Annotated in this window: 7 protein-coding genes; 3 read left to right on the forward strand and 4 right to left on the reverse strand. The window is 54.4% G+C overall.

Features of this window, described 5'->3' with window-relative positions; genetic code table 11:
• Positions 1-399: 399 nt before the first annotated feature.
• The 4 genes from RC85_RS23160 to RC85_RS23175 all read right to left on the reverse strand — a co-directional run bounded on the left by RC85_RS23160 (position 400) and on the right by RC85_RS23175 (position 5428).
• Positions 400-1761 carry an NAD(P)(+) transhydrogenase (Re/Si-specific) subunit beta gene (locus tag RC85_RS23160; RefSeq protein WP_068267121.1) on the reverse strand — a complete coding sequence of 454 codons (1362 nt, stop codon included), beginning with the start codon at positions 1759-1761 and terminating at the stop codon, positions 400-402.
• Positions 1758-2057, reverse strand: coding sequence for an NAD(P) transhydrogenase subunit alpha part 2 (locus RC85_RS23165; RefSeq protein ID WP_068267122.1), 300 nt, complete (start codon positions 2055-2057; stop codon positions 1758-1760). The genes RC85_RS23160 and RC85_RS23165 overlap by 4 nt, the downstream gene beginning before the upstream one ends.
• A 10-nt stretch (positions 2058-2067) precedes the next feature.
• Positions 2068-3201 (reverse strand): Re/Si-specific NAD(P)(+) transhydrogenase subunit alpha, encoded by a 1134-nt coding sequence (locus RC85_RS23170; RefSeq protein ID WP_068267123.1) that lies wholly within the window; start codon positions 3199-3201, stop codon positions 2068-2070.
• A gap of 244 nt (positions 3202-3445) precedes the next feature.
• A complete protein-coding gene (locus tag RC85_RS23175; RefSeq protein WP_084422963.1) occupies positions 3446-5428 on the reverse strand; it encodes a PQQ-dependent sugar dehydrogenase in 1983 nt (660 codons plus the stop codon).
• A gap of 217 nt (positions 5429-5645) precedes the next feature.
• Here RC85_RS23175 and RC85_RS23180 point away from each other — a divergent pair, with 217 nt between their 5' ends.
• The 3 genes from RC85_RS23180 (at position 5646) to radC (ending at position 10146) form a co-directional block, all read left to right on the forward strand.
• Entirely contained in the window at positions 5646-7043 is a 1398-nt protein-coding gene (locus tag RC85_RS23180; RefSeq protein WP_084422964.1) for a TCR/Tet family MFS transporter, read from the forward strand.
• 212 nt (positions 7044-7255) lie between these two features.
• Complete coding sequence (locus RC85_RS23185) at positions 7256-8962, forward strand: coiled-coil domain-containing protein (protein WP_068267124.1); 1707 nt, start codon at positions 7256-7258, stop codon at positions 8960-8962.
• Positions 8963-9186: 224 nt separating this feature from the next.
• Positions 9187-10146, forward strand: a complete 960-nt coding sequence (gene radC / locus RC85_RS23190; RefSeq protein WP_068267125.1) for a RadC family protein — start codon at positions 9187-9189, stop codon at positions 10144-10146.
• Positions 10147-10614: the final 468 nt, after the last annotated feature.

Raw genomic sequence — 10614 nt, forward strand, 5'->3', positions numbered from 1 at the left:
GAAAAATGTAAATTGACCAGCAAATACCGCTTCCCAAGAATTTTCAATTTGCAATGTTCATTTTGCAATTTGCAATGTTCGACTGGTTCGCGAATAACATCACCCACCGCATTTTCATCAGCCCAGGTCGAGCCTAAGCGAGGGAGAGGGTTTGCGATCATCGATGCTCGGCCCCCTCCCGGCCGCTGAAACGTCCGACCTCCCCCGCTGCGCGGTGGAGGTAATTGGTGGCATTCACCGAGAATTGTCGTTAATTCTCTATTATTCTCTGGCTCGGTTTCGCGGCGTAGACGCGAAACCGAGCCAGAGAAAGGGTTACAAAGAAAGGGTTACAGCGAAATGGTTACAGAGAAGTTGGTTCTTGCGTTGGCGGCCAATGCGGATTGCTATGAACATCCGTTAGGATTTGAATTCGGCGATCACGCTGCTGAGGGATTGTTTGGCGTCGCCGAATAGCATTCGCGTGTTCTCGCCGAAGAACAGTGGGTTGTCGACGCCGGAGAAGCCTGATGCCATGGAGCGTTTTAGGACGAAGACCGTTCTTGCGTAATCGACGTTGATGATTGGCATGCCGTAGATGGGGCTGTTTTCGTCTTCGCGCGCGGCGGGATTGACCACGTCGTTGGCTCCGATCACGATCGCGACATCGATGTTTTCAATTCGCGGATTGATCTCGTCCATTTCAATCAGTTGATCGTAGGGCACGTTCGCTTCGGCCAGCAACACGTTCATGTGGCCCGGCATTCGGCCAGCGACCGGGTGAATCGCGTAGCTAACGTCGGCTCCGTTGGCTTCCAGCAATTCACCGAGTTCGCGAACGACGTGTTGCGCCTGAGCGACTGCCATCCCGTAGCCAGGGACCATCACGACCGACGAAGCTGCTTCTAAAATCAGGTAGGCATCGTCAGCGGTAATGGGTTTGACTTCGCCTTCGACCTTGGTGGCTTTACCTGGTGCAGCGAAGCCGGAGAACAACACGTTGCTGAGCGAACGGTTCATCGCTTTGCACATGATGTTGGTCAGGATCAAGCCGGCTGCGCCGACGAGTGAGCCGGCGACGATCAGGATGGTGTTGTTAATCGCAAAACCGGCGGCACACGCGGCCAAGCCCGAGTAACTGTTCAGCAACGAGATCACGACGGGCATGTCGGCACCGCCGATCGGTATCACCGCCATCACGCCTAGCAGGACCGACAGTGCGATGACGACGAAGACCAGCGGGAACGTCAACGCTGGATTGAAGACGATCAAAACTGAGCAAACGACCAGTGCTAACAAGATCAGCACGTTCACCAATCGTTGTCCGCCAAACGTGATTGCTCCGCTGCCGATCGTTTCGGAAAGTTTGGCCCATGCGACCAGTGATCCCGAAAAAGTCACGCCGCCGATCAGGATCGAGATCATGACGGTGATCAGCGTGAATGCGGACCGGTCGTCGCTGTAGAGTGCCGCCCAACCGACCAGCAGGCTGCCGATACCGCCGGATCCGTTGAACAGTGCAACCATTTCCGGCATGCCGGTCATAGCAACGCGACGAGCAGCGACGGCCCCGACCACCGCGCCAAGGATTGCGGCACCGGCGATGTAGCGGTAGTCGATGATTTCTTTGGACAGCAACGTGATGACGACGGCGATCAGCATGCCGACCGATGACAACAAGTTGCCGCGGACTGCCGTTGCCGGTGAACTCATTAACTTGAGCCCAAAGACAAATAGGATGGCGGCCAGGATATAAACGCCGCCCAGAACTTCAAGACTCATGAATCACCTCGCGTGTCACTGTCTTTCTTTTTGAACATGCTGAGCATGCGATCGGTCACCATGTAGCCGCCAACGACATTGACCGTGGCAAAGAATACGGCCAAGGCACCGAGCCACGTGGACCACGGGCCTAGATCCGCACCGGCGGCAATGATGGCACCGACCACGGTGATCCCTGAAATCGCATTGGCTCCTGACATTAGCGGCGTATGCAGAGTCGCGGGAACCTTCGCAATCAGCTCGAAGCCTAGAAAGACTGAGAGCATCAGAATGAAGGCGAGCAGAACGGCTTCCATGGGGAACCTTTTAGGCGTGAAGTTTGGCGATGGTGTCGTTGACGATTTTGCCACCGCGAGTGATGACAGCGGCTTGCACGATTTCGTCTTCGGGATCAAGCGTCAACTGTTTGGTTTCGGCGTCCCAGAATTCTTCGATCAACGCGGTCAAGTTGTTGGAATACATTTCGCTGGCATTGCGGCTGACTTCCGATGGCAAGTTTCCTTGTCCAATGATTTTGACGCCGTCGAGGTCAACGATCTCGTTCAGCACGGATCCTTCGACATTGCCACCGGTTTCGACGGCCATATCGACAACCACGCTGCCCGGTTGCATGGCTTGCAACATGTCGCGGGTGACAATGCGTGGTGCGGGGCGACCGAACAACTGAGCGGTCGTGATGACGACGTCCGACGCAGCGATAATTTTCTTTTGACCTTCCTTTTGAAGCTCAATTTGCTCGGGCGTTAGTGCCTTGGCGTAACCCTGTTCGGTTTGCCCGACTTCACCCAAGTCGATTTCAACAAACTTTGCACCGAGCGATCGCACTTGTTCGGCAACAACGGGTCGAGTGTCGAACGCATCGACTCGGGCACCGAGTCGTTTGGCTGTCGCGATCGCCTGCAAGCCCGCCACACCGGCACCGATCACAAAGACACGAGCCGGACGAATTGTTCCCGAAGGCGTCATCATCATTGGGAAGATTTTTTGGCTATGGTAGGCCGCTTGGATCACGGTCACGTAGCCAGCCAAGTTGGCTTGCGAAGACAACGCGTCCATTTTTTGAGCTCGCGTCGATCGCGGAATCATTTCCACCGAGATCGATGTTACGCCGGCATTTGCGATTGCACCGACGAGTTCTTTTTCGTTGAAGGGATCGAGGAAGCTGACTTGAATGGCGTCGGATTTCAGCGACGTCACCTCTTCGATTTCCGGCTGACGAACTCGCAGGACGATGTCAGAACCAGAAAGAACGGCGGAGCGATCTGATTCGATTTTGGCACCGACCGCGGCATAGGCGTCGTCGGGGAACCCAGACTTTGATCCTGCCGCCGATTCAACGACAACGGAAAAGCCCAGTTGGACTAGCTTCTTGACGCTGGCGGGAACGAGCGCTGCCCTCGCCTCACCTGGCCAACGTTCGCTGGGGACGCCAATCTGCATCGAGTCTCTCCTGTCCGGTCGAATGAGAACCGAGCCCGAAGCCAAGTCCTTACTTGAACCGACATCATAACAGGCGATCTGGGTTGCGTGGAGCGGTGCATGAATCTGACGAGTTTGTTTTCAACGTAGCTGATGTAGGCCGTTTAGCCACGTGGGCATCGCCCCGCGCGTTTGGTTCTGCGTGGACGCGCGGGGCGATGCCCACGCGGTTAAACGATTTAGAAACCCTTCACGGTTTAACAGATTAGCGGTCCTGAGCGGATTCCTTCGCGACGAATCGGTAGATCGATTCGCCGCGCGGGCTGTTGGTCAGCAGCAGCACTTCGCCGCCGGGGGCTTTGCCAAACGCCAAAACTGGGATGTTCTTTTGAGTGACTCGTTCGTTTTTGGCGACGACCTCTTTCTCGGAATCGTAGGTCAACGCCCAAACGGTTCCTGCCACGTAGTCCGCATACAGATACTTGCCTGAAAGCGCTGGCAATCGGTCGCTGCGATAGACTCGTCCGCCGGTAATCGATTTCCCCAATTGGTGATCGTATTGCCAGATGGGTTCGATCAGGGAATCTGCGGTTGCTTGATCGGGAAGTTGACTGCCGAACAGATGAGCACCCTCGCGGAAACTCCAGCCATAGTTCCCGCCTTTTTCAATCAGGTCGATCTCTTCCCACAATTCCTGGCCGACATCGGCGCACCACAGCATGCTGGTCGTTTCGTCGAAGGCAATCTTCCAAGGATTCCGTAATCCGTACGCATAGATTTCTGGTTTCGTGTTGGGCATGCCCACAAACGGATTGTCGGACGGAATCCCGTACGCCTTGCCGCTTGCAACATCATCCACATCGATTCGCAGGATAGATCCCAACAAAGTGTTTGGGTTCTGGCCGTTGCCATGGGGATCGTTGCGAAGCCCTCCGTCGCCCAAGCCAACGTACAAGTATCCGTCAGGTCCAAATTCGATGCTGCCGCCGTTGTGGTTTCGGTAGGGCTGATCGATTGACATCAGGATTGTTTCTGAATCCGGGTCGGCAATGCGTGGTTGATCTTTGGACAACGTGAACCGCGACAGGATCGAACGTTTTTTGTCTCGGTGCGAATAGTAAACGTATGCGTAACCGTTGTCTTTGAAGTTTGGATGCGTTGCAAACCCGAGTAAGCCTTGTTCGTTTCCGCCGGACGCCTGCCAATCGGCAACTTCGTCGCGCAGGTTTAGCACCAGGGTTGATTGAGTAACATCAGGTTTATTTTCAAACGACCAAACCGATCCACATTGTGATGTTGCATAAAGCAGATTGGAATCATCGCTTGCATAGTTCAATTCGACCAGACGCAGCGGTTTCATCTTTCCAGCGTCATCGAACGGTTCCCAGTCCTGCCATTTCAAATTTGGAAAAGCCAGTTCGGTTGAAAGATCTAATTCGGCGTCGATCGGTTGCGGGACTGTTCCATCGTCGGGCAGACGTCGCACTTTGATGTCACGAAACGCAACTTCATCGCCGTGATCCTGCAGGCACAAGTGACCTTCGCCAGCCTTTGCGAACAGCGGCCAATCGGCAAACTTGCTTTTGGCGACTCGTTCATTCCAATCCTGGTTGCCAAGTTTGAACTGATAGTAGGCAGCACCGTTGACGCAGACCTGACATCCGCCCGGCGAGATTCGCAGGTAAATTTGATTCCATTGGCCGGCCGGTCGCGTCATGTCGAGGATCGTTTTGTCTTTGCTCCATCTTGGTGGAACCGGTTTGTAAAGCTGATACAGCCAGCCGGATTTCTGTGCGTCGTGTCCTTTGGCGTTGTCTTGGATTTGGATTTCAGGGCCGGTTTGATAGGGCTTGTCCGTTTCCTCGGTGACATGAAACATCACGCCACTGTTGCCCTCTTCGCTGATCTTGTATTCCAAAGACAGTTCAAAATTCTGGTACTTTTCTTTAGTGATCAAGTCGCCTGCACCCTTGCCGGTCCAAACCAGCGCACCACCCTTGACCTGCCAGCGATCCGACACGTCAGGCTTGTTGAAGTTGCGCCATCCGTCGGTGGTTTCTCCGTCGAAAAGCAGCTTCCACCCGCTGAGCGATTCGGACCGCGTCAGTTGGTTTTGATGCGGTTCGCTGTTGGTTTGCAAACCGGTCGCTGGATTGGCGAACAGCGCCGAAGAGTTCACCGCCTGGTAGTTCAGCGCTGCGAATAAAAAGCAGGGCATCAGAACGAAAAGTGGTGGGCGTTTTGTCATCGTGGGATTTCCGAAGACGAGGAACTGGGCGGGACGATAGGCGGGGATCTAATTATGGTCCGACGAAGTCTAGAAGCAATCGGGGCTTGGAATCGGGTGCTTGGAATCGCGTGCTTGGGTCGGTGTTGCGTCGGTCATCGACAAATCAGCAGTGCTTGGTCATGTTATCGCGAAAGAAGTTTCCGGTTTCCGTTTTCAACCTCATTGTTTTTGCCCAATGAATTCCGCTGATCGCACGCCACGCAAAGCCGCGATCGCGTTCATTCTGTTCACCCTATTCATTGACATTTTGGGTATCGGGATTGTCATTCCGGTCTTGCCCGAATTGGTCAAGGAATTGGTGGATCAGCCGGTGGTCACTGAATTGCCTGCTGAGGGTTTGGTTTCGGGTGGTTTGGTTTCGGGTGGTTTGCCTGTTGGTGGATTGGCTGTTGCGGGGAATGCTGTACCGGCTTCCGAGAGCGTTGTCTTTTCGCGAGCGGGTCGTTATGTCGGTGTCATTGGTGCCACCTACGCTTTGATGCAATTTCTATGCGCACCGATCATGGGCGCGTTGTCGGATCGGTTTGGACGACGTCCGGTTCTATTGGTTTCGCTGTTTGGGCTTGGCGTTGATTTTTTGATCCAAGGGTTTGCTCCTAATATCTGGTGGTTGTTCATCGGGCGGACGTTGGCCGGAGTGATGGGTGCCAGTTTGACGACCGGCAATGCCTACATCGCTGATATTTCGACGGACGAAACGAGGGCTCGAAACTTTGGGCTCGTTGGTGCAATGTTTGGTCTTGGGTTCACGATCGGTCCAGCCTTGGGCGGTATCCTGGGGGATTACAGTTTGCGTTTGCCGTTCTTTGTGGCGGCCGGTTTGGCGCTGGTGAATTGGCTGTACGGTTATTTTGTGTTGCCTGAATCGCTGGCACCCGAAAACCGGACTGCGTTTACGTTGAAGGGTGCGAATCCGTTTCGAGTGATCGGGCGATTGAAGGTCTATCCTTTGGTCGCTGCATTGGCCGCGGTGTTGGTGCTGAAGTCTTTGGCTCAGCGAGGTCTGGAGAATGTCTGGGTCTTGTACACTGGTTTCAAATTTGAATGGGATGCAGGGACGAATGGATTGGCACTGGGTTTGGTCGGCGTGATGGCGATCGTGGTCCAAGGCGGCCTGGTGCGTCCAGTCATCAAGCGAATTGGCGAACGCAAAGCGGTCGTGTTTGGCACGATCATTTCCGCGATCGCGTTCGCTTGTTACGGATTGGCAAGTCAGCCTTGGATGATTCCGGGCATCATCGTGTTCGGTTCACTCGGCGGCATCGCTGGGCCTGCGATTCAGAGTTTGGTGACCGGTTCGGTCGATGAAACCGAACAGGGCAAAGTTCAAGGAGCGCTGACGGGCCTGACCAGCCTGACCAACGTGATCGCACCAATCTTCTTCAACTTCTTTCTGTTCAGTTACTTCGTCAGCGATGCCGCACCGATCGTGTTGCCCGGCGCACCCTTGTTGGCCGGCTCCCTGCTGCTGACGGTTTCAATCTTTATCGCAATTCGCGTTTTTCGGCGATTTCCTGCAGCTACGACAGGAACTTCTTCTGCGGCCGTTTCGACTGATGAAGACTCGAATTAGTTGCTAGCAATCGCTTTTCTTTGGAAAACGTTGACATTTTTGGTCTGAGTGTGAGTTTGTCCTAGGCTTGGCTCAATGGTTGATAGTAAAGGTGACGATCAACCAAAGACGGAGCTCGCGAATCGTAGGCGTGAATCGCCGGTGCGAATCGTGGGCGCGAATCGTAGGCGCGGTTCAACAATGCGGGTCAACAATTTTGTGGAGAGATTGCGATGTGGTGGCTGGACAGCGAAGAACGAATTATCCCTGCAAGGAATCGGTCTTTGCCGCCAACGCCAAGCAACCGGCCAGCGGTGCCTGATTCCGCTATCCCTACCAGCAATCAGCCCGTTGCGAAGCGTCGCGTTAGCAAATGTGTTTCACCGCTGATCGACACTTTGACGCCCGAACAGGAACAAGCCAATCGCGTCTTGTCGCAGGTCCAATGTGGTCACGAAGTTGAGATTGAGCGATTGCTTGCTGATGTTGGTGCGTTGGAAAAAGCAGTTCGTCAGGCTGCAATCAAATCGGAATCGCAACAGGCGACGATTGAACAGAAAGAAGCGTTACTGCGGTCGGCCGAAGAGTCCGCGGAGAGTCTTCAATGCACCCTGACTGAATTCGATGGCGAAGTTCAGCGTCTAGGCGAAGAGCTGCAGTTGGGAGAAAATACGCAAGCAGAGTCGCAGCAAAAGTACGAACAACAAATTGCCCATTGCGAATACCGAACCATGTTCGCTGAGCATCGTTTGGCTGAACTTGCGACGGTCATTCAGCATCAGCTTGAAAAGCATCAACAGCACTGCGATCAGCATGCTCAAGCGATTGCGGACAAAGACCGCCAACTTGCACTGTTGGATGGTATTTCTGGTCAATGGCAAAGACAAGCGTTTGCCTATCGCGCCCAAAGCGAGCGCCTGACCAGTGAAACGCAGCACGGGCAAATTCAAATCACTGCGATGCATGCTCAGCTTACTGAGAATGAATCAGAGCTTTGTCGGAAGGACCAAGAAATCGCTGAGTTAATGCCATCGCGTGATCAACTGGCAAACGCCGAAAAGCGTGCCGCCACTTGGCAATTAGAAACCCAGCGAAGCCATGCTTCACGTCGAGATTTGGCGGAGCAAATGCGAAGAGAAAGAGCGGTCGATGACGAGGCTCGCAAGCAGGCCGACTTGCAACGCGAACAGTTGGAACAGAAGCATCGTGTTGCACAGCTTCGCGTCCAACGACTTCGTTCAGAGAATTCGCAATTGAACAAACAGCTTCAGCGAGAAAGCAGAGGACGTGTCGTTGATCGCCGAATTCGTGAATCCGAAACCAGCGATGTGCAATCCTCGGTGCGGGCGAAAGCGATCCAGGTCGAACAACTGCAAGCATCCGTGGAACGGCGGGACCGAGAGATCATCAATTTGAAGGATGCCATCGCAGCGACTCAGGTGGAACTGGTGACCGCTTGGGATTGCTCGAAAGAGGCAGCCAATCATTTGCAGTTGCGTGATGCTGAGCTGAAACATGCTAGAGAAAACGAAGAGCGTTTCGTTCAGATTCAGGCGGACCAAGCACGTTCGCTGCAATCGAGAATTGATTCGTTGGTGAACCAGTTGGACACACTGCAGAACGAATTCGATGCCGAACGTGAGTCATCGCGGATTGATTTGGAGGGCTTTGAGCGTCTGCTTTCAGATTTGGAGGGTGTGATTGAACAGCTAGGGTTCGACCAAGAACAATTGCGATCCGCATTGGATCTTGCTCATCAAACCAACACATCGCTGTTGAACCAAGCCGCAAAGTCGCGGGCTCAGCTAAGCGGAGGGCGTGCCAAGGGAGTGCTGTTGATTGAGCGATATGAGCAAAGATTGCGTCAAGCGATTCAAACAATCGAGACGCTGAAAAATCGAACTCGTCCAGAATCCGATGAAGGCAGGCGGGCCGCTTAGAGTAGAGTACAGGGACGCAAATTTGCTGGCAGCCCAGAAAAATGCCGTAACTCGCTTTACTCGCTACGGCCTACAAGGAAACTGCCGATTTCGGATGCCTGCACGTGGATGCGAAAGACGACACAGATCTGCGGCTCGATCCTAGGCCGCAACATTGGGCATGCTGCTGACGCTAAAATTTGACTGTACCGGTTTTCAGTAACGGCAATGGTCAAGCGGCATCGATGGCAACCAAAACTCAAAAAGTTCGGCGCGAGCGTCTGCGGGAAGTGCTTTTACCGCTGTTGGAATTGGCCGAGTTTACTCCGGTCGAAGCCAAGCAGATGTGCCGCGAATCCAAGCCGGCCTACGTGACGCGAACCCTGGGTGACTTAGTTGGCGATGGCGTTCTGACTCAGTTTGAAATTGGCGGCAAGACTCATTTTCGTTGGTGCCAACCGCCCGATCGATTCGACCCCGACACCTGGATCAATTCTCGGATCCATGGATTGCAAGTCAAGGAAACGCCTGAACCGCTGCGACCGCGCGAACGATTGCTGCGTCATGGCCCAGCATCGCTTAGCGACGCCGAATTGTTGGCGATTCTGATTCGCGTTGGCGTGCCGAAGGAATCGGCGGTGATGGGCGGTCAACGGATCGCCAATCGCTTCGCCAATTCAATGATTGATTTGACTCGGTTGACTCCGGATGAACTGAAAGAAATCAGTCCCGCAGCGACGCAGTCCAGCTTTACTCAAATCATGGCTGGCATTGAATTGGGGCGTCGAATCGCTGCGACCGAGTCAGACCGTGTTGTCCCGACGGTGCGGATCACCAGCACCGCGGAAGCGGTTGGTTATTGCCAAAGCAAGTTTGCTCGGCTGGCTTCGGATGCGGTTCAAGAAGAGTTTCATATCGTGACGTTGGACACCAAGCACAAACCGATCCGAACACACTGCATCACGATCGGAACGTTGGATGCGAGCTTGGTGCATCCGCGCGAGGTGTTTCGACCCGCGATCCGTGACTCGGCGTCAGCAATTTTGCTAGTTCACAACCATCCCAGTGGCGACCCAACGCCAAGTCGTGAAGACCACCAAGTCACCGAGCGTCTGACGGACGCGGGGACTCTGTTGGGCATCACGGTGCTGGACCACATCGTCGTCGCAAGCGAGCGATGTGTTAGCATTCGTGAAGAGAGTTAGTGGTTCGTGTCAGTTTGTTTTCCGGGTGGAATTTAAAGCGGAGGTGCAGCGAAAATCAGGTAGGCCGGAACAAGGAGTCTTCGACGCAGTTCCGGCAGAGAGTTCAGGTGCGGATTGCCGGAACTGCGTCGAAGACTCCTTGTTCCGGCCTACGTTAATTGTTTAGCCGCGTGGGCATCGCCCCGCGCGTTTGGGACCGCAAGACGCGCGGGGCGATGCCCACACGGTTCAACAGTTGAGGTCCATGTTTTGCTGGAAACAAAACCGGGAAGCTGTTTCGGGACAGTTCTGATGTTTCGTCGCAACAGTTACTGCGAGTTAGGCCCGGAGGGCCGGCAGCTCCCTGCCGGGTGCGCGAGCACCCGGATGGCTGCCCCACATCAATTCTCTGGCTCGGAGGTTCAACGCCGCCATCCGGGGATTTACATCCCCGGCACAGGGCTTCCGGCCCTCCGGGACTATTCACAA

The sequence above is a fragment of the Rubripirellula obstinata genome, from assembly GCF_001642955.1.
GTDB classification, from domain to species: domain Bacteria; phylum Planctomycetota; class Planctomycetia; order Pirellulales; family Pirellulaceae; genus Rubripirellula; species Rubripirellula obstinata.

What these genes read in the sequence shown, in the direction of transcription:
- RC85_RS23165 (WP_068267122.1), bottom strand. Translation starts at nt 2,057, where the DNA reads ATGGAAGCCGTTCTGCTCGCCTTCATTCTGATGCTCTCAGTCTTTCTA.
- RC85_RS23160 (WP_068267121.1), bottom strand. Translation starts at nt 1,761, where the DNA reads ATGAGTCTTGAAGTTCTGGGCGGCGTTTATATCCTGGCCGCCATCCTA.
- RC85_RS23180 (WP_084422964.1), top strand. Translation starts at nt 5,646, where the DNA reads ATGAATTCCGCTGATCGCACGCCACGCAAAGCCGCGATCGCGTTCATT.
- RC85_RS23185 (WP_068267124.1), top strand. Translation starts at nt 7,256, where the DNA reads ATGTGGTGGCTGGACAGCGAAGAACGAATTATCCCTGCAAGGAATCGG.
- RC85_RS23175 (WP_084422963.1), bottom strand. Translation starts at nt 5,428, where the DNA reads ATGACAAAACGCCCACCACTTTTCGTTCTGATGCCCTGCTTTTTATTC.
- RC85_RS23170 (WP_068267123.1), bottom strand. Translation starts at nt 3,201, where the DNA reads ATGCAGATTGGCGTCCCCAGCGAACGTTGGCCAGGTGAGGCGAGGGCA.
- radC (WP_068267125.1), top strand. Translation starts at nt 9,187, where the DNA reads ATGGCAACCAAAACTCAAAAAGTTCGGCGCGAGCGTCTGCGGGAAGTG.